Raw genomic sequence first — 19,539 nt, 5'->3', positions numbered from 1 at the left:
GTCACACGCTACGCCAGCCCGACCGGTACGCGGGAACGGCGCAGATGCTACTCATTCTTATTTGTGAGTAAAGCTCATTTACAATCTATACACTTTTCAGCCGAAAATTCAGACGCAAACCTTGACCCGTGTTCTCGGCCCACATCGCCCCGCCCTGCATCTGCATGGCGCTGCGGGCAATCGCCAGGCCCAGGCCAAAGCCATCACCGCCGGGGCGAGCCGCTGACAAACGAATAAACGGCAGGAACATCTGCTCCAGCTGCGTAGCCGCCACGCCACCACCCTGATCCTCCAGCCAGAACAGCCACTCGCCCTGCTCCAAGCGCCCATCCAGGCTGATCATTGCGCCAGGGTGGGAATGCCGAATGGCATTGCGCAAACCGTTTTCCAGCGCCTGCGCCAGGCCATTGAGGTGCCCGCGCACGCAGCAGTGCTCAGGCAGCAGACAACGCAGCTGGGCCTGCGGCCAGCCACTTTCAAAGCAGGCATCCTCGGCCAGCAAGGCCCACAGCGAAGGCAGGCTGATCGCTTCCAGCTCAGGTTGCGGACGCTCGGTACCCAGCCAGATCAACTCCAGGGTGTCATCCACCAGGCGCTGCATGCCGCCGACTTCACGCTCCAGGCGCTGACGCAGTTGCTCGGCATCCAGACCACTCTCACAGGCCACCCGCAAGCGGCTCAAGGGTGTACGCAGCTCATGGGAAAGATCGCGCAGCAGCTGACGCTGTAAGCTGAGCATGCCCTGCAGGCGCTCGGCCATATGATCAAAGGCGCGGCCCAGCTCGCCCAGCTCATCCTGACGGGTACTGATCTGACTGGCCGTGCGCACACTCAGTTGCTCATCACGCAGGGCGTTGGCCTGCTCACGTAGGTGCTGCAACGGGGTAATCAGCAGGCGATAGAGCAAAGCACAGAGCAGCAGCGCCAGCCCGCAGGGCAGCAGGCCGTGCACCAACAACTGGGCGTGCCAGGTAAAACCCTGCGGCAGAAAACGCTCCGGCAACTCGATCACCAGTTGGCCATCCTGTGGTTGCTGCGGAAACGGCAAGGCAATGACCGGCAGGCCACTGGCGCGCTTACTCATCGGCCAGTCGATATGCCGCATGGCCGTAAGCCGCTCGGTTTCTGCCAGGCTCAAGGTCCGCGTGCCGAGGGCGCGCAAATCGCGACCAAGCACCGCCAGCCAGACTGACTCGCGCTGCTGCATCTGCGCCTCCCAGCGCTCGACGCCTTCGGCACCAGCGCTGCGCCAGACCTGCTCAGCCTCAGCGGCATAGCCAAGCAGTTGCTGCTGCGCCGCCTCACTAAGCAGATAGCCGCGAAACTCGATACGCCCGCCCCAGGACCAGCTAACCCAGATGATCAGCAGGCAGAAAGCCATGACCAGCAAAGCCAGCCGCCAGAACAACGAGTGACGTCCCGGCATGGCTCAAACGCCCTCGCGGGTAAAGAGATAACCTTTGCCCCACACGGTTTCCAGGCGCCCGGCACTATAGCCAAGAGCCAGCAACTTGCGCCGGATATGACTGATATGCATATCCAGGCTGCGGTCGTGCCGTGAATAGGCGCGGCGCAGCACCTGCTGGTAGAGAAAGGCCTTGGTCATCAAGCCTTCCGGATGGCGCACAAACAGCTCAAGCAGGCGAAACTCAGTCTGGGTTAGATCCGCCCATTGCCCGCGCAGGCACACATCCGTGCGGGAATCATCAAACTGCAACTGCGGATCCAACCCCGGTGTAGTGAATTCACGCCGTTCATACGCCACCCGACGCAGCACTGCCTCGATGCGCACTTTCAGTTCATCCATGCTGAAGGGCTTGGGTAGGTAGTCATCCGCGCCCTGACTGAAACCGGCAATCCGGTCCTGTTCGCCACCCAAGGCCGACATCAGAATGACCGGCACGCCGCGCTGCTCACGCAGGCTCTGCAATACCTGCAGGCCGCTGATGCCAGGCAGCAGGATGTCCATCAGGACCAAATCGAAGTCACCCTCGGCTGCCAGTCGCAGCCCTTCACTGCCATCGCGACTGAGGGTGACGCCATAACCGCTGTCCTGCAGATGCTGCTGCAAATGGCTGGCTAGTAGCGGGTCATCTTCAACCGCAAGAATCCGCGCGGCTGGACGGGTACAAGTGAGCACGAATAATCCACCGACTCAAATGAGAATAATTCTACCTACTAACCACGCTGCACTCACCTACAGATTCTCGCCGGCTGAATCGCTACACTGCCAAAACATCACCCAAGGAGGCAGCGCGTGTTAAAGGATTTAGGCATTAAAGGCCGTGTGCTCATGCTCACCCTGTTGCCCACCAGCCTGTTGGCGCTGGTGTTGGGCGGCTATTTCACCTGGGTGCAATTGTCCGGCCTGCAGGGACAACTGCTGCAGCGCGGGCAGATGATCATCGAGCAGCTCGCGCCATTGGCCGCGCCAGCGCTGCATGCTGGCGACAGCGAGGTGCTGCAGCGCATTGCCAGCCAGGCACTCGATCAACCAGATGTGCGTGCCGTGAGTTTTCTCGCCGCCGAGCGCAACACCCTGGCCCATGCTGGGCCGAGCATGCTTAATCCCTCGCCGGCTGCTGGCGAGCCGCAACCCGCGCAGAACAGCAACCAGAACGCCACGCGCTTTCTGTTGCCGGTGTATCAGCAGCACCTGAGCATCACCGGCAAAGCCAATGATGAGCCAGGCACCCGGCTGCTCGGCTGGGTCGAGCTGGAGCTGTCCCATCACAGCACCCTGCTCAGCGGCTACCGCAGCCTGCTGGCCAGCCTGCTGCTGATTGCCACCGGGCTGATGGTCACCGCCCTGCTCGCCGTGCGCATGAGCCGCACCATCAACGACCCGCTGCGGCAGATCAAACAGAGCGTCGCTCAACTTAAAGACGGCCACCTGGAAACCCGCCTGCCGCCCCTCGGCAGCCATGAGCTGGACGAACTGGCCTCGGGCATCAATCGCATGGCCGAGTCACTGCAAAACGCCCAGGAAGAACTGCAACACAGCGTCGACCAGGCCACCGAAGACGTGCGGCAGAACCTGGAAACCATCGAAATCCAGAACATCGAACTCGATCTGGCGCGCAAAGAAGCCCTGGAGGCCAGCCGGATCAAATCCGAATTCCTCGCCAATATGAGCCACGAGATCCGTACTCCGCTCAACGGCATCCTCGGTTTCACCAACCTGCTGCAGAAAAGCGAACTTACCCCGCGTCAGCAGGATTACTTGGGCACCATCGAAAAATCCGCCGACAGCCTGCTGGCGATCATCAACGAGATTCTCGATTTCTCGAAGATCGAAGCCGGCAAACTGGTCCTGGAAAATATTCCGTTCAACCTGCGCGATCTGCTGCAGGACACCCTGACCATCCTCGCCCCCGCCGCCCACGCCAAACAGCTGGAGCTGCTCAGCCTGGTCTACCGCGACACGCCGCTGTCGCTGATCGGCGACCCGCTGCGGCTCAAGCAGGTGCTGACCAACCTGGTGAGCAACGCGATCAAGTTCACTCGTGCGGGCACCATCGTGATTCGCGCCATGCTCGAAGACGAAAGCGCCGACCGCGCGCAGCTGCGTATCAGCGTGCAGGACACCGGCATCGGCCTGTCCGATGACGACCTGCGCGAGCTGTTCCAGGCCTTCAGCCAGGCCGATAACTCGCTCAGCCGTCAGGCCGGCGGCACCGGCCTGGGCCTGGTGATTTCCAAGCGCCTGATCGAACAGATGGGCGGCGAAATCGGCGTCGACAGCACGCCTGAAGAAGGCTCGGAGTTCTGGATCACCCTGAGCCTGCCCAAGGCCCGCGACGATGCCGAAGACCTGCCGCGGCCACCGCTGCTCGGCCGCCGCGCGGCCGCCCTGGAACACCACGACCTGGCGCGTCAGGCCCTGCAACATCAACTGGAAGACTGCGGCCTTCAGGTCAGCGGCTTCGACAACCTCGACAGCCTGCTCAGCGCCGTGGCCGAGGCGCGACATAGCGCCCAGCCAATCGAACTGGCGGTGCTCGGCGTCAGCACCCAGACCTTGCCGCCGGAGCGCCTCGATCAGCGCATCTGGGAGCTCGAACGCCTGGCCTGCAAAACCCTGCTGCTGTGCCCCACCACCGAACAGTCGCTCTATCACAGCCTGTTGCCGGATGCATACAGCCAGCTGCAGGCCAAGCCCGCTTGCACCCGTAAGCTGCAACGCGGCCTGGCCGAGCTGGTCAGCCCACGGCAGAACCGCGCAGAAAACAAGCAGAGCGCCCCGAGTCGCCCGCCGCAGATTCTCTGCGTCGACGACAACCCGGCCAACCTGCTCCTGGTGCAAACCCTGCTGGACGACATGGGTGCACAGGTGAGCATCGCCAACAGCGGCTATGAGGCTGTGGAGAAAGCCGCCGAGCAGACGTTCGACTTGATCTTTATGGATGTACAAATGCCCGGCATGGACGGCCGCCAGGCCACCGAAGCGATTCGCCAACGGGAAAACGAGCGCAACCAGGGCCCGGTGCCAATTGTCGCGCTGACCGCCCACGCCCTCGCCAACGAGAAACGCGCCCTGCTGCAAAGCGGCCTGGATGACTACCTGACCAAGCCGATCAGCGAGCGGCAACTGGCCCAGGTGGTACTCAAATGGACCGGCCTGGCCCTGCGCAACCAGAGCAATGAGCACACTGGCATCAGCACCACGCATAACAACCTCAGCGTACTAGATGCTGACGAAGGCCTGCGCCTGGCTGCCGGCAAGGCGGACCTGGCCGCCGATATGTTGAGCATGTTGCTCGCCGGCCTGCCCGGCGACCGTCAGGCCATTCGCCAGGCGCGCGACAGCGGCGAGCGCAACAGCCTGATCGAACGCGTGCACCGCCTGCACGGCGCTACCCGCTACTGCGGCGTGCCGCAGCTGCGCGCCGCCTGCCAACGCAGCGAAACCCTGCTGAAACAGAATGATCCGGCCGCCCAACACGCCCTGGATGAGCTGGATGCCGCCATCGATCGGCTGGCCCGCGAAGCTGAAGTCAACGCCTGAAGCAGCAGGCCAACGCAGCCAATAGCGGCTGCGTGGTAGCATTTGCGCCTATTTGGAGGCTCCATGGCTGAACACGATTTTCGCTACAACCTGCTCAACCCAGAACACACCCTGATTGAATGCCGTGCTTTGGCGCCGGGCCGTTACCAGGTCACCGGTAATGGCGGTTCGATCCAGAGCGGCGACACCCTGCTGGTCACCCTCAAAGGTAGCCGCGAATTGTCGATGCGCCTGCAGGCCGACAAGGTTCGTCATCTGATCAACCCGCGTGGCCAGTGGGTGGCGGTGGCCACCGGCCCGGCGTTCAAGGAGCTGGCGATCTTCAATTGGCAGGCCAACTGCGACAGCTGCGATGCGCAGCTGGACTTCGAGTTTGCCGTCGACGCCGCACTCGGCAAAAAAGCCCAGGCGCCAGCTGCCGAAGCGCGAATCAAGGAACTGGGCTGGCAGTCGAAAAACGCCAAGCACCTGTGCCCGAAATGCATCAACAAGGAGGCTATATGAAACGCGTACTGACTATCAGCCTGCTGGCTGCCGGCCTCGTAGGCTGCGCCACATCCGCGCCACAGCTGGAAACCGAGCACAGCTACCGGGTGGAATGGATCGGCGAACGTCCACTGATCGACCGCAGCCACCTGACCATCACCCTCGGCGACGACGGCCGCGCCTATGGCAACGCCGGCTGCAACCACTGGTTTGCCAGCTACACCCTGGAGGGCGACAAGCTGAGCTTCAGCGCCGCCGGCAGCACCCGCAAGATGTGCGCCCCAGCCTTGATGGAGCAGGAAGCGCGCTTTCTCGACAGCCTGAGCACGGTAAAGCGCTGGGATTTCTCCGCCACCGAGCAGCTGCAACTGTGGCCCGCCGAAGGCAAGCCATTGCGCCTATGGCCTGAGAGCAAATAAGAGCCCGTCTCGGATCTGCTGCGCGTCGGCAAAACTGCGTTACAACGCAGTAACAGCGGCAGGTTGTTACTAACGTAGCGCCTTGTTTTGCTCCAGCTCACGGGACCCGAAACAGACTCTAAGCGCACAAACCATGCACAAATAAAAAGGGAGCCCAAAGGCTCCCTTTTTTGTTGCGGCTGGAACTCAGTGAATGATCTGGCTGAGGAACAGCTTGGTGCGCTCGTTCTGCGGATTGGTGAAGAAGGCGTTAGGCTCGTTCTGTTCTACGATCTCGCCCTTGTCCATAAAGATCACCCGGTTCGCCACGGTGCGGGCAAAGCCCATTTCGTGGGTTACGCAGAGCATGGTCATGCCGTCTTCAGCCAGGCCAATCATGGTATCCAGCACTTCCTTGACCATTTCCGGATCGAGGGCCGAGGTCGGCTCGTCGAACAGCATGATCTTGGGCTTCATGCACAGCGCACGGGCAATTGCCACACGCTGCTGCTGGCCGCCAGAGAGCTGGCCTGGGTACTTGTTGGCCTGCTCAGGAATGCGCACACGCTCGAGAAAGTGCATGGCAATCTCTTCCGCCTGACGCTTGGGCATCTTGCGCACCCACATCGGTGCCAGGGTGCAGTTCTGCAGCACGGTCAGGTGCGGGAACAGGTTGAAGTGCTGGAACACCATGCCGACTTCACGACGCACCGCTTCGATGTGCTTGAGGTCGTGGGTCAGCTCGGTGCCATCAACAACGATGCGCCCCTGCTGGTGTTCTTCCAGACGGTTGAGGCAGCGGATGGTGGTCGATTTGCCCGAGCCGGACGGCCCGCACAACACGATACGCTCACCGGCCTGCACATTCAGGTTGATGTCTTTGAGCACATGGAACTGACCGTACCATTTGTGCACGCCCTGCATCTGGATCATGCCGTCAGCAGGCGCAGGCTGTTTGTTTGCTTCACTCATGGGTTAGCTCCTAACGCTTGTGGCCGGTGTCCAGCTTGCGCTCCAGATGTTGGGAGTAGCGGGACATACCAAAACAGAAAATCCAGAAAATCAGCGCGGCGAACACATAGCCTTCAGTGGCCATGCCCAGCCAAGCCGGATCGGTGGTGGCTTGCTTGATGCTGTTGAGCAGGTCGAACAGGCCGATGATGATCACCAGGCTGGTGTCCTTGAACAGCGCAATAAAGGTGTTGACGATGCCCGGGATAACCAGCTTCAGAGCTTGCGGCAGAATCACCAGGCCCATCATCCGCCAGTAGCCCAGGCCCATGGCCGCAGCGGCCTCGTACTGACCTTTGGGAATCGCCTGCAGACCACCACGCACCACTTCAGCGATATAGGCCGACTGGAACAGGATCACCCCGATCAGTGCACGCATCAGCTTGTCGAAGCTCAGGCCCTCAGGCAGGAACAGCGGCAACATTACCGAGGACATAAACAGCACGGTGATCAACGGCACCCCGCGCCAGAACTCGATAAAGGTCACGCAGATCACCCGAATCGCCGGCATATCCGAACGGCGTCCCAGCGCCAGCAGAATGCCCAGCGGCAAGGCGCCGGCAATACCCACAGCGGCGATCACCAGGGTCAGCATCAGGCCGCCCCACTGGCTGGTCGGTATAGTCGACATGCCGCCAAAGCCACCGTGCAGCAGCCAGAAGGCCAGCAGCGGATACACCACCAGGAAAGCCAGACCATATAAGGCCTTGCGCGGCATCTGCGGCACGAACAGCGGTGCAGCACCGATGATCGCCAGCCACAGAGTCAGGTCAACGCGCCAGCGCAGTTCACTCGGGTAGAAACCGTACATGAACTGACCGAAGCGCTGCTGCACAAACACCCAGCAGGCCCCGCCACTGGTGCAGTCGGCACGGGTAGTACCGGTCCAGTCCGCATCGATAAAGGCCCACTGAATCAACGGCGGCATAATCAGCCACACCAGATACGCAGCGAACAGCGTCAGCAGGGTGTTGAACCAGCTGGAGAACAGGTTGGCGCGCAACCAACCGAGCACACCGACGCTGAGTGCGGGTGGCGGTAGATCAGGTTTGAACGTATGAGTTTGCATGGCTGCCCCTTACCGCTCGATCAGCGCAATGCGCTTGTTGTACCAGTTCATCAGCATGGAAATGCTGATACTGATCGCCAGGTACACACTCATGGTGATGGCAATCACCTCGATCGCTTGCCCGGTCTGGTTGAGTACCGTACCGGCGAACAGCGAGACCATGTCCGGATAACCGATACCGGCGGCCAGCGAGGAATTCTTCGCCAGGTTGAGGTATTGGCTGGTCAACGGCGGAATGATCACCCGCAGCGCCTGCGGAATGATCACCAGACGCAAGGTCTTGCCTGCGGGGAGACCCAGAGAGCGCGCCGCTTCGGTCTGCCCGTGGCTGACCGCCATGATCCCGGAACGCACGTTCTCGGCGATAAAGGCTGCGGTGTAGATGGTCAACGCCAGGGTCAGGGCCATCAGTTCAGGGATCAGCACCCAGCCGCCACGGAAGTTGAAGCCCGTCAGCTCCGGCACGCTCCACTGCAGCGGATTACCGCCCAACAGCACAGCCAGACCAGGCAAGACCAGCAACAGCGGCACAGCCCCCAGAGACACCGGGAAATATTTGCCAGTGGCCTCAAAGCGCGCCTTCGACCAGCGCGCCAGCAGCACCACGCCGATGATTGCGACGATCACCGCACCAGCAAACAGGCTGAAGCTGTCCGTCGGACTTGGGGCCGGCATATACAGGCCACGGCTGTTGAGGAAAAAGGTTTCACCAATGCCCATGCTCTGCCGCGGTCCTGGCAGGGAGAGCATGACGGCGAAATACCAGAAGAAAATCTGCAGCAGCGGCGGGATATTGCGGAACGTCTCGATGTACACGGTGGCCAGCTTGCTGACCAGCCAGTTCGGCGACAGACGCGCCACACCCAGCAGAAAGCCCAACAACGTCGCCAGAACAATACCAATCACCGACACCAACAAGGTGTTGAGCAAACCCACCACGAAAACACGCCCATAGGAGTTGCTTTCGTCGTAGTCGATCAGGTGCTGGGCAATGCCAAAACCGGCGCTGTTATTGAGAAAGGAAAAACCGGAGGTGATCCCGCGTTTTTCCAGGTTGGTCTGGGTGTTGTCAAACAGAAACCAGCCGAGCGCCACAACGGCGATAACGGCAAGAATTTGAAATAGCCAGGCACGCGCCTTGGGGTCGGTCCAGACCGATCCACCGGGGCGCGGGACATTTGCAGTGGTTTGCATAGAAGCCCTCTTGGAACCCTCATGCCCGCATCAGCGGGCATGAGGTTCACATCAATCAGAACAATGCCAGCCACTCAGGACGAGCGACTGGCAGCGGACGGTCAGCGCACCGGCGGTGCGTACTGCAGACCACCTTTGTTCCACAGGGCGTTGAGGCCACGTTCGATCTTCAGCTCGCTGCCGGTACCGACGTTGCGCTCAAAGCTCTCACCGTAGTTGCCCACTTGCTTGACGATCTGTACAGCCCAGTCTTTCGGCAGTTTCAGATCTTTGCCGAACTCACCTTCAGCACCGAGCAGACGTGCTACGTCGGGGTTCTTGGTGGACTTGGCCTGCTCTTCAACGTTGGCCGAAGTCACGCCCAGTTCTTCAGCGTTGACCATCGCGTAGAGCGACCAGCGCACGATATCGAACCACTCTTCGTCACCCTGGCGTACGACCGGGCCCAGTGGCTCTTTCGAGATCACTTCCGGCAGTACCACATAGGAGTCCGGATCAGCCAGCTTGATGCGCTGTGCGTACAGCTGCGACTGGTCGGAAGTCAGCACGTCGCAACGGCCCGCTTCAACCGATTTGGCGCTCTCGTCAGAGGTGTCGTAAGTGATCGGGGTGTACTTCAGGCTGTTGGCGCGGAAGTAGTCGGAGAGGTTCAGCTCGGTGGTGGTACCTGCCTGGATGCAGACAGTTGCGCCGTCGAGTTCTTTAGCGCTGGAAACGCCGAGTTTCTTGTTAACCAGGAAGCCTTGACCGTCGTAGTAGTTCACGCCGGCAAAGTTCAGACCCAGGCCGGCATCGCGCGAGCTGGTCCAGGTGGTGTTACGCGAGAGGATGTCGACTTCGCCCGACTGCAGCGCAGTGAAGCGCTCCTTGGCGGTCAGCGGGCTGTACTTGACCTTGGTAGCGTCACCAAATACCGCGGCAGCAACTGCGCGGCATACGTCAACGTCGAGACCCAGGTAGTTACCCTTCTCATCGGCGTAGGAGAAGCCAGGCAGACCATCGCTGATACCGCACTGTACGAAACCTTTCTTCTGGATCGCGTCCAGAGTAGCGCCTGCTTGAGCAAAACTGCTGACACCGAGAACAGCGGCGGTGGTCAGTACTGCCAATGTGGATTTCACCATCTTCATTAAAACCTCCAGTTGCTTTTGTTGTGTTTGGAGTCTCGGTTCTACCACCGTACCCTTATGGGGCTCGTTGACTGTGTCGGCAGCAACACACTCAACCGGGGATCAAACCTTAGCGCGAGTTTAGTTGCCGATTGCTCCAGCGGCCATAAACTCTCACCCGCCCATTATTTGAATGGGCTAGAGACAGATAGCAAGTGACTTGTCGCACAGCATGCAGCGCCTGGCGAACCTGTGAAACGCCAGCAAAGGCATTTCAGTCTGCTCCGTGCCCAGTTTGGTGGCAGTGTTACCACTACCAGGCAACGTCATCAGTCCCTAAGGTGTATAGCAAGGCCCGTACCAGCGCCGCGCCTTGAGCACCATACGGACAGGTCAAGAGCAAAACTTGCACCCTGGCGACAACTTCTTTCTAGAATCGCCACCCCCTAAATTTTCTCGCGCACTAAATCAGCGCGCGCGCACCACAGCGGAGCCTCAGATGAGCGAACCCTTGATTCTTCAGCCCACACTTGCCGCAGACGCGTGCGTCATTTGGTTGCACGGCCTGGGTGCCGACCGCTACGACTTTATGCCGGTTGCTGAGATGCTGCAGAAGCGTTTACACAGCACCCGCTTCGTTCTGCCCCAAGCGCCAACCCAGGCGGTAACCATCAACGGCGGCTATGCCATGCCCAGCTGGTACGACATTCTGGCCATGAGCCCAGCCCGCGCGATCAACCGCGAACAGCTGGAAGCCTCGGCACAACAGGTGATCGAACTAATCGAAGCGCAACGTGACAGCGGTATCGACCCGGCCCGCATCGTCCTCGCTGGCTTCTCTCAGGGCGGCGCGGTGGTGCTGCACGCTGCCTTCCTACGCTGGCAGTTTGCGCTCGGTGGCGTAATTGCACTGTCAACCTACGCCCCTACATTCAGCGACGAGGTCGTCCTGGCAGATACAAAAAGACAACTGCCGGTCCTGTGTTTGCATGGCACATTCGACGACATAGTTCTGCCGGCCATGGGCCGTGCAGCCCATGACTACCTGAGTGCCTCTGGCGTCAGCGTGCAATGGCGTGATTACCCGATGGGCCACGAAGTGGTGAATGAGGAAATCCGCGACATCGCCGACTGGCTGGAGCAACGGTTCACCAGTTGACTGCCTGCGAGCGAAAACATCTATGCCTGCCATCCCTGCGATCAAGACCCTGCGTGATATCCAGCTGATTGAGCAAACCCCACTGGCCGAGCGCGACCTGCCGGCCAGTACCTATGAGCTGATCCGCCGCAGCGCAGCGCGGCAAGCGGATGCCCCGGCACTCTCGTTTATCCTCCAGGGCACGGCAGATGAGGCGGCTTACCGCCTCAGTTATGGGCAACTGCTAGGTAAGATCACCCAGACCGCCAACGCCTTCCACCGCCTGGGCCTGCGCCCAGGCAAGGCGGTGTCGTTTCTGCTGCCCAACCTGCCGCACACCCACTTCACCATCTGGGGCGGCGAAGCGGCCGGGATCGTCAATGCGATCAATCCGCTGCTCGACCCGGAACATATCGCCGAGCTGATCCAGGCCTCGGACTCCGAGCTGCTGGTGACCCTCGCACCCTTCCCCGGTACCGACCTGTGGGCCAAGGTCGAAGGCCTGCGCGAGCAACTGCCAGCGCTCAAGGCAATTATCTGTGTGGACATGGCCAATCTGCTGCCAGAACCACAGCGCACCGCCATCAAGGCGCAGCGCGGGCCATTGCCGGACGGCGTGCTGGATTTCGATGAGCTGATCGCAGCCTGCCCGGATGATCACCTGGAAAGCGGCCGAGTCATCGCACCTGACGACATTGCCAGCTACTTCCACACCGGCGGCACCACCGGCACGCCGAAACTCGCGCCGCACAGCCACGGTAACGAAGTGGCTATGGCTTACAGCATGAACCTGGTCACTGGCTTCGAACCGGGCGATGTCACCCTCTGCGGTCTGCCGCTGTTTCACGTCAACGGGGTGATTGTTACAGGTCTGACTGCTTTCATCGGCGGCGCCGAAGTGCTGCTGGCCACGCCGCAGGGGTACCGCAACCCCAACCTGATCAGCAATTTCTGGAAAATCATCGAACACCACAAGGTCAGTTTCTTCAGCGGCGTGCCGACCATCTACGCCGGTCTGCTGCAGGTTCCGAGCGAAGGCCATGACCTCAGCTCGCTGAAATACGCGCTGTGCGGCGCCGCACCGATGCCGGTAGAGCTTATTCGCCAGTTCGAAAGCAAAACCGGACTGACCCTGATCGAAGGCTACGGCCTTACCGAAGGCACCTGCGGCAGCTGCGCCAACCCGCCTGCCGGTGAACGCCGCCCCGGCTCCATCGGCCTGCCGATGCCGTATTGCGAAGTGGCAATCAAAGTGCTCGACGAACAGGGCAACTACCTAAGAGAGGCCGGCCGCAATGAAATCGGCAACCTGTGCATCCGTGGCGCCACGGTGTTCAAGGGTTACCTGCAGAGCAGCAAGAACGCCGGCATCTGGATCGACGGCGACTGGTTCAATACCGGCGACCTGGGCCGCGTGGACGCCGACGGCTATATCTGGCTGACCGGGCGCAGCAAGGACCTGATCATCCGTGGCGGCCACAATATCGACCCGCAGATGATCGAAGAAGCGCTGCACAAGCACCCCGCCGTAGCGATGGCCGCCGCAGTCGGCAAGCCCGATGAAAAAGCCGGCGAGCTGCCAGTGGTCTACGTGCAACTCAAGCCCGGCGCCCAGGTTAGCGAAGCCGAATTGCTGGCCCATGCTGCCGAACACATCCCCGAACGCGCGGCGATCCCCAAGGACGCCTGGATTATCGACGCCATTCCGCTGACCGCTGTGGGTAAAACCTTCAAACCGGCGCTGCGCTTCGATGCCATTGCACGCGTCTACCAGGCTGCACTGGCTGAGCTGGATGCACGCCTGCGCGTGGAAGTGCAGAGCGACGACAAACGCGGTCAGGTCGCCCACATTTACCTGCCCAAGGATCAGGCAGCGCTGGCCGACGCCGTCACCCAACGCCTGGCAGGCTTTGCGGTGGCCATAGAACTGCACCCCACGGAGTAAGCAAGCGCTGGCGCAAGGATCGCGCCAGATTTGTGACCAACCATTCAACTTCAATACCACTGGTCGCCCGCGCGTCTGACAAGGATTGTCAGGCCACAGGCAGCGGAATATGTTCAGGCATGGTGTTCGCCCTTAATGCAGGGAGCGTTAGCGATGCCCAACATTCCCAACCCACCGTCACACCTGCCGATCCAATGAAAAACGCCAAATGGCAGGCTGACCTGCAACAACTTCGCCATCTGCGACTGTTCAACAACGTCGCCGCCAGCAGCATCAGCCAGCTGCTCAAGGAGTTTCGTGCCTGCGATCTGGAAGCCGGCGAAGTCTTGCTGTCGCCCTTCAACCGCAACCAATATCTCTATCTGCTGCTCAAAGGCCAACTCAAGGTCTACTTGGGCTCGCTCGAGAGCCAGGCCGTCAGCACCCTGAAAGTTGGTGACTGCGCCGGCGAAATCAGCTTTATCGACAATGAACACCCGTCTGCCTATGTAGTGGCGACCGAACCCTGCTGCGTGCTGCGCCTGCACCGCGAATCACTGTTCAACCTGTTCCAACAATCGCCAGCACTGATGCAAAACATGCTCGAACTGCTCTGCGACCGCGTGCGTAAGGGCAACCGGATCATCCTCGACAGCGAACAGACCGCCAATATCGACGCCCTCACCGGCGCCTATAACCGCCGCTGGCTGGAACATATCTTCGAACGCGAAAGCACCCGCAGCGCCTTCAATGGCAAGCCACTGTGCATGCTGATGCTGGATGTCGACCACTTCAAAGCCTACAACGACCAGCACGGTCACCTTGCCGGCGACTATGCCCTGTGCCTGGTAGCGCACACCTTGCGCAATCAGCTGCGGCCCAAGGACAGTCTGACCCGCTATGGCGGCGAAGAATTCGTCATCCTGCTACCGGAAATCGGCATCGATGAAGCCCGTAGCATCGGCGAACGGCTGCGCCTGGCTCTACGCACTGTCAGCTCATTCCACTCACCGATTGGCGTGCTGCCGGGAGTGACCGTGTCCATCGGACTCGCGCAGATGCAACCCAAGGACAGCCTGCAAGGCGTGATCGCCCGCGCCGACAGCGCGCTGTATCAGGCCAAGCAACAAGGCCGCGACTGCCTCTGCGGCTGACCCCTACGATCTGCTGCGCGTCGGCCCTGCTGCGTTAAAAATAGGCTCGGAATGCTCATTTACACCAGTAAACTCCGCTTCCTCGCCTGTTTTTGTCTTGCAGGACTCTAGCTCGCGAGATCGTAAACAAAGGTTAAAGCACCGTACTGCAATCCACTCGATCACATTTCTTACTCACTCTTGCTAGAGTGCTGCGCATAACAACAACGCCCGGATGGCACCTTCTTATGCGCAAAATTTTGATCACCCTGCTGATAATCCTGTTGATCGCTGCCGGCAGCGTGTTTGCCCTGCCCTCCTTGCTTGACCGCAAGATGAACAGCGTCGAATCCCCGCGCCTTACCCCGCCAGTGAATCGGCCAATCAGCTGCATCAACAACTGTTTATCGCCGACCTGCATGACGACGTGCTGCTGTGGGAGCGCGATCTGCTCAAGCGCTATGACTTTGGCCACTCCGACCTGCCGCGCATGCTCGAAGGCCACGTCGGCCTGCAAGTGTTCTCCACCGTGACCAAAACCCCGCGTGGCATCAACTATGAACGTAACAGTGGCGAAACCGACAACATCACCCTACTGGCCATGGCCCAACGCTGGCCCAAGGAAACCTGGAGCAGCCTGCTGCAACGCGCGCTCTATCAGGCGCACAAGCTCAATGAGGCCAGCGCCAACAGCGACGGTCGTCTGGTCATGATCAAGAGCCGTGGCGATCTGGCCAGCTTTATCAGCACTTGGCAGAAAGACCCGCAGCGTGTAGCAGCGATCCTCGCCACCGAGGGCCTGCAACCGATCGAGGGCAAGCTGGAAAACGTCGACGTGCTCTATGACGCCGGTTTCCGCATCACCGGCCTGACCCACTTCTTCGATAATGAAGTAGGCGGCTCGGCCCACGGCCTGGAAAAAGGCGGCCTGACCCCACTAGGCCGGCAAGTGATCAAGCGCTTGGAAGAAAAAGCCATGCTGATCGATCTGGCCCACGCCTCGCGCCCGCTGATTGATGATGTACTGGCCATCAGCACGCGCCCGGTCTTGGTCTCCCACACAGGCGTCGAAGGCACCTGCAAAGGCCCGCGCAACCTCAGCGACAAACATCTGAAAGCCATCGCAGCCACCGGCGGCGTCATCGGCATTGGTTACTGGGATGCCGCCGTCTGCGCCACTTCGGTCGAGGCCATCGTCAAGGCAATGCGCTATACCGCAGAATTGATTGGCGTACAGCACGTGGCGCTGGGTTCGGATTTCAACGGCACCATTCATGCGCCGTTTGATGTCACCGGTTTGCCGCAACTGACCGAAGGCCTGCTCAAGGCGGGCTTCAGCCACGCGGACATTGCCGCAATTATGGGCGGCAACGTGCAGCGCCTGCTGCTTGCCAGCCTTCCCGAAAATTGAGTAAAAAACAGCCAATAGCCATCATCCGGCGCGGCACTTCGCCGCGCCGGCTTCTTGCTTTACACTGGCGACCGTTCACTCCTTAACCAATTGATGAGATGACCGTGCTCAAAGCACTCAAGAAAATATTCGGCAAAGCCGAGGGCGAGCAGCCTAGCCCAGCAATTCCGTCACCTGTAACGCCCAGCGCACCGCGCGTCCAGCCTGACGCCAACGCTGAAAAATCCAGCCGCAGCGCCTCACCGCGTCCCACTGAAGCCGCTGAAAAACCGTTACAGAGCAAGGTAAAACCGGCTAAACCGCGCCGCGAGCGCCCAGCCAAACCAGTCGACACTTGGAAGCTGGAAGACTTCGCCGTAGCACCAGCGGAGGGCAAGACCCGTTTTCATGACTTCAAGCTCTCCCCCGAGTTGATGCATGCGATCCATGATCTCGGCTTTCCTTATTGCACGCCGATCCAGGCGCAGGTCTTGGGTTACACCCTCAGTGGTCGCGACGCCATCGGCCGCGCCCAGACCGGCACGGGCAAAACCGCCGCCTTCCTGATCTCGATCATCACCCAGCTGCTGCAAACCCCGCCGCCGAAAGAGCGTTATATGGGCGAGCCACGCGCGCTGATCATTGCGCCGACCCGCGAGCTGGTGGTGCAGATCGCAAAAGATGCCGCCGATCTGACCAAATACACCGGCCTCAATGTGATGAGCTTTGTCGGCGGCATGGACTTCGACAAACAGCTCAAGCTGCTGGAATCGCGCTTCTGCGACATTCTGGTGGCCACCCCAGGGCGCTTGCTCGACTTCAACCAGCGCGGCGAAGTGCACCTGGACATGGTCGAAGTGATGGTGCTCGACGAAGCCGACCGCATGCTCGACATGGGCTTTATCCCCCAGGTCCGCCAGATCATCCGTCAGACCCCAATGAAGGGCGAGCGCCAGACTCTGCTTTTCTCCGCCACCTTCACCGACGACGTGATGAACCTGGCCAAGCAGTGGACCACCGACCCGGCGATCGTCGAGATCGAACCGGAAAACGTCGCCAGCGATACCGTCGAGCAGCACGTCTATGCCGTGGCCGGCAGCGACAAGTACAAGCTGCTGTACAACCTGATCACCCAGAACGACTGGATTCGTGTGATGGTCTTCGCCAACCGCAAGGATGAAGTGCGACGCATTGAAGAACGCCTGACGCGCGACGGCATCAGCGCCGTACAGATGTCCGGCGATGTGCCACAGCACAAGCGCATCCGCGCCCTGGAAGGCTTCCGCGAAGGCAAGATTCGCGTGATGGTCGCTACCGACGTGGCCGGCCGTGGCATCCACGTCGACGCCATCAGCCACGTGATCAACTTTACCCTGCCGGAAACCCCGGACGACTACGTGCACCGCATCGGTCGTACCGGCCGCGCCGGCACCAGCGGCACCTCGATCAGCTTTGCTGGCGAAGACGACGCCTACGCCTTGCCTGCCATCGAAGCCCTGCTAGGCCGCAAGATTGCCTGCGAAATGCCGCCAGACGAGCTGCTCAAGCCGGTACCGCGCAAGCACTGATACATGCGTAACTAAAAAAGGCGAAGCCCTGCGGCTTCGCCTTTTTTATACGTGCAGACCGGATCATCCGTCCTCAGGGTGCAAACAACTCCAACTGCTCGTGTCTGCCGCGCAAGTCATGCAGCCGCACACCAACGCCGAGCAGACGCACCGCCTTGTTGCCACGGGCGAAGGCGGTGCTCATCAGCCGCGTATAGCTCTCCAGATCACTCCGCGCCGCGCCCTGTTCCAGGGTGGTCTGGCTAAAGTCGTGAAACTTGATTTTGACGAAGGGCTTATCCGGCCGATAACTCGCATCCAGCCGCTCCATTCTCTTGGCCAGTTGTTCCAGCAGCGCGGGCAATTGTTCCAGGCAGGCGGCCAAATCCGGCAGATCCTTATCAAAAGTGTTTTCCACACTGACCGACTGGCGCCGACTGTCGTTATGCACGACTCGTTCATCAATCCCGCGCGCCAGCCCCCACAAGCGCTCGCCGAAGCTGCCGAACTCCTTGACCAACGCCAACTTGTTCCACTCGCGCAGATCGCTGCAGGTACGAATGCCCAAACGCCCGAGCTTGTCCGCCGTGACCTTGCCTACGCCATGCAGCTTGCTCACCGGCAAGGCGGCAACAAAATCCTCAACCTGATCCGGGGTAATCACAAAAAGGCCGTTAGGCTTCTTCCAGTCACTGGCGATCTTGGCCAGAAACTTGTTCGGCGCCACGCCCGCCGAGACGGTGATATGCAGCTCCTGCGAGACCCGCCGACGAATATCCTGAGCGATACGCGTGGCACTGCCGGCAAAGTGCGGGCTGTCGGTGACGTCCAGATAAGCCTCATCCAGCGACAGCGGCTCGATCAGCTCGGTGTAATCGCGAAAGATCGCCTGAATCTCTCGCGACACCGCCTTGTAGGCATCCATCCGCGGTTTAACGATGACCAGATCCGGACACAACTTCAACGCTTGACCGGAAGCCATCGCTGAGCGCACGCCATAGCTGCGCGCTTCATAATTGCAGGTGGCAATCACCCCACGCCGATCTGCCGAGCCCCCCACCGCCAAGGGTTTACTGGCTAGGCTCGGGTCATCCCGCATCTCGATGGCTGCGTAAAAGCAATCACAGTCCACGTGAATGATCTTGCGGCTGTTCATCGCCAAGCCACCAGTCTTGCTGCTACTGCTCGGCTGAGCTGACAGGCGCTGCCGGCGTGGCTTCGCTCGCCGCATCCTCAGACTTAGTCATATAAGACTGGATAATCAGGATGACGATCAGCATAAACGCAGCCAATGGCACCAGCTTGGTCTTCGTCGCCACGGCAGCGCCGCACCCCGGACAGGTCTTGGCATCGGCTGGCACCTGAGCACCACAGGCTTTGCATTCAACGCTCATAATATTCCTCCCATTTATATGGGCACGGACTCTAGCCCAACAGCCCGGTTGCGGGCTATTCCAAAAGCAAAGCTGTCCGCTCAATCAGGCTCTAGCACAGGGTTCTGCAGCGCAAAATCAATCAACGCACGGCTAAGCATCTGAATAAAAACAACTTCTAGCCACCTTTAGGTTGACAAGGAGCATTTAGACGCTAGAATTGGCGCCGCGGGATGGAGCAGTCTGGTAGCTCGTCGGGCTCATAACCCGAAGGTCGTCGGTTCAAATCCGGCTCCCGCAACCAGATACTCAAAAAGGCCACTCAATCGAGTGGCCTTTTTGCATTTCCGCCCAACCGATTTAAGTTATTGATTAAAAACCACTAATCAATTGACAAAGCACCGTTCCTGTATAGAATGGCCGGCGCGGGATGGAGCAGTCTGGTAGCTCGTCGGGCTCATAACCCGAAGGTCGTCGGTTCAAATCCGGCTCCCGCAACCAGATACTCAAAAAAGGCCACTCAATCGAGTGGCCTTTTTTGTTTCCCTCGCCAACACGAGCTAAGCATTTGATTAAAAACACTATTTTGTTGACAGCACGTGATTTCTATATAGAATGGCCGGCGCGGGATGGAGCAGTCTGGTAGCTCGTCGGGCTCATAACCCGAAGGTCGTTGGTTCAAATCCAGCTCCCGCAACCAGATACTCAAAAAGGCCACTCAATCGAGTGGCCTTTTTGTTTGTGCGTGATTTAAGTGAT

At 60.1% G+C, this 19,539-nt stretch carries 15 protein-coding genes, 3 tRNA genes and 1 pseudogene; 11 read left to right on the top strand and 8 right to left on the bottom strand.

Going from position 1 to position 19,539, the window contains the following annotated elements:
- Window positions 1–85: 85 nt before the first annotated feature.
- Window positions 86–1,426: a histidine kinase sensor domain-containing protein gene (locus RHP75_RS08265; RefSeq protein WP_311091321.1), complete on the bottom strand. Its 1,341-nt coding sequence runs from the start codon at window positions 1,424–1,426 to the stop codon at window positions 86–88.
- Between the two features lie 3 nt (window positions 1,427–1,429).
- On the bottom strand, window positions 1,430–2,140 hold the full coding sequence (locus tag RHP75_RS08260; protein WP_311091320.1) for a response regulator transcription factor: 711 nt from the start codon (window positions 2,138–2,140) through the stop codon (window positions 1,430–1,432).
- A 117-nt stretch (window positions 2,141–2,257) separates the two neighbouring features.
- On the opposite strand from RHP75_RS08260, the gene RHP75_RS08255 reads away from it, so the two are divergent.
- The 3 genes from RHP75_RS08255 (at window position 2,258) to RHP75_RS08245 (ending at window position 5,913) form a co-directional block, all read left to right on the top strand.
- The gene (locus RHP75_RS08255; RefSeq protein ID WP_311091319.1) at window positions 2,258–5,008 is read left to right on the top strand and encodes an ATP-binding protein; all 2,751 of its coding nucleotides are present in this window, start codon (window positions 2,258–2,260) and stop codon (window positions 5,006–5,008) included.
- Window positions 5,009–5,071: 63 nt separating this feature from the next.
- A complete protein-coding gene (locus RHP75_RS08250) occupies window positions 5,072–5,512 on the top strand; it encodes a hypothetical protein (protein WP_311091318.1) in 441 nt (146 codons plus the stop codon).
- Window positions 5,509–5,913, top strand: coding sequence for an META domain-containing protein (locus tag RHP75_RS08245; RefSeq protein ID WP_311091317.1), 405 nt, complete (start codon window positions 5,509–5,511; stop codon window positions 5,911–5,913). The genes RHP75_RS08250 and RHP75_RS08245 overlap by 4 nt, the downstream gene beginning before the upstream one ends.
- Before the next feature lie 186 nt (window positions 5,914–6,099).
- Here the strand turns inward: RHP75_RS08245 and RHP75_RS08240 are convergent, their stop codons facing one another.
- From RHP75_RS08240 to RHP75_RS08225, 4 genes are all read right to left on the bottom strand, one after another.
- The gene (locus RHP75_RS08240; RefSeq protein WP_305593780.1) at window positions 6,100–6,864 is read right to left on the bottom strand and encodes an amino acid ABC transporter ATP-binding protein; all 765 of its coding nucleotides are present in this window, start codon (window positions 6,862–6,864) and stop codon (window positions 6,100–6,102) included.
- 10 nt (window positions 6,865–6,874) lie between these two features.
- Window positions 6,875–7,972 carry an amino acid ABC transporter permease gene (locus RHP75_RS08235; protein ID WP_311091316.1) on the bottom strand — a complete coding sequence of 366 codons (1,098 nt, stop codon included), beginning with the start codon at window positions 7,970–7,972 and terminating at the stop codon, window positions 6,875–6,877.
- 9 nt (window positions 7,973–7,981) lie between these two features.
- On the bottom strand, window positions 7,982–9,166 hold the full coding sequence (locus RHP75_RS08230; protein ID WP_311091315.1) for an amino acid ABC transporter permease: 1,185 nt from the start codon (window positions 9,164–9,166) through the stop codon (window positions 7,982–7,984).
- Window positions 9,167–9,267: 101 nt separating this feature from the next.
- Window positions 9,268–10,296, bottom strand: coding sequence for an amino acid ABC transporter substrate-binding protein (locus RHP75_RS08225; protein WP_311091314.1), 1,029 nt, complete (start codon window positions 10,294–10,296; stop codon window positions 9,268–9,270).
- A 478-nt stretch (window positions 10,297–10,774) separates the two neighbouring features.
- Here RHP75_RS08225 and RHP75_RS08220 point away from each other — a divergent pair, with 478 nt between their 5' ends.
- The 5 genes and pseudogenes from RHP75_RS08220 (at window position 10,775) to rhlB (ending at window position 17,428) form a co-directional block, all read left to right on the top strand.
- A complete protein-coding gene (locus tag RHP75_RS08220; protein ID WP_311091313.1) occupies window positions 10,775–11,434 on the top strand; it encodes an alpha/beta hydrolase in 660 nt (219 codons plus the stop codon).
- 22 nt (window positions 11,435–11,456) lie between these two features.
- Entirely contained in the window at window positions 11,457–13,358 is a 1,902-nt protein-coding gene (locus RHP75_RS08215; RefSeq protein WP_311091312.1) for an acyl-CoA synthetase, read from the top strand.
- A gap of 194 nt (window positions 13,359–13,552) precedes the next feature.
- Window positions 13,553–14,491: a GGDEF domain-containing protein gene (locus tag RHP75_RS08210; protein ID WP_311091311.1), complete on the top strand. Its 939-nt coding sequence runs from the start codon at window positions 13,553–13,555 to the stop codon at window positions 14,489–14,491.
- Between the two features lie 227 nt (window positions 14,492–14,718).
- Window positions 14,719–15,881: pseudogene (locus RHP75_RS08205) on the top strand (dipeptidase).
- 104 nt (window positions 15,882–15,985) lie between these two features.
- Window positions 15,986–17,428: an ATP-dependent RNA helicase RhlB gene (rhlB, locus tag RHP75_RS08200; protein ID WP_311091310.1), complete on the top strand. Its 1,443-nt coding sequence runs from the start codon at window positions 15,986–15,988 to the stop codon at window positions 17,426–17,428.
- A 73-nt stretch (window positions 17,429–17,501) separates the two neighbouring features.
- Here the strand turns inward: rhlB and dinB are convergent, their stop codons facing one another.
- Together dinB and RHP75_RS08190 are read right to left on the bottom strand one after the other, a co-directional pair.
- Entirely contained in the window at window positions 17,502–18,563 is a 1,062-nt protein-coding gene (gene dinB / locus RHP75_RS08195) for a DNA polymerase IV (protein WP_311091309.1), read from the bottom strand.
- 22 nt (window positions 18,564–18,585) lie between these two features.
- On the bottom strand, window positions 18,586–18,801 hold the full coding sequence (locus RHP75_RS08190; protein WP_311091308.1) for a zinc-ribbon domain-containing protein: 216 nt from the start codon (window positions 18,799–18,801) through the stop codon (window positions 18,586–18,588).
- A 206-nt stretch (window positions 18,802–19,007) separates the two neighbouring features.
- Here RHP75_RS08190 and RHP75_RS08185 point away from each other — a divergent pair.
- From RHP75_RS08185 to RHP75_RS08175, 3 genes are all read left to right on the top strand, one after another.
- A tRNA-Met gene (locus RHP75_RS08185) sits at window positions 19,008–19,084 on the top strand.
- Between the two features lie 120 nt (window positions 19,085–19,204).
- A tRNA-Met gene (locus tag RHP75_RS08180) sits at window positions 19,205–19,281 on the top strand.
- Window positions 19,282–19,403: 122 nt separating this feature from the next.
- Window positions 19,404–19,480, top strand: a tRNA-Met gene (locus RHP75_RS08175).
- Window positions 19,481–19,539: the final 59 nt, after the last annotated feature.

The sequence above is a fragment of the Pseudomonas sp. SG20056 genome (assembly GCF_031764535.1).
In the GTDB taxonomy this organism is placed as follows: domain Bacteria; phylum Pseudomonadota; class Gammaproteobacteria; order Pseudomonadales; family Pseudomonadaceae; genus Aquipseudomonas.
The sequence above is the reverse complement of the archived record's forward strand: the minus strand, read 5'-3'. Positions and strand labels throughout refer to the sequence as shown.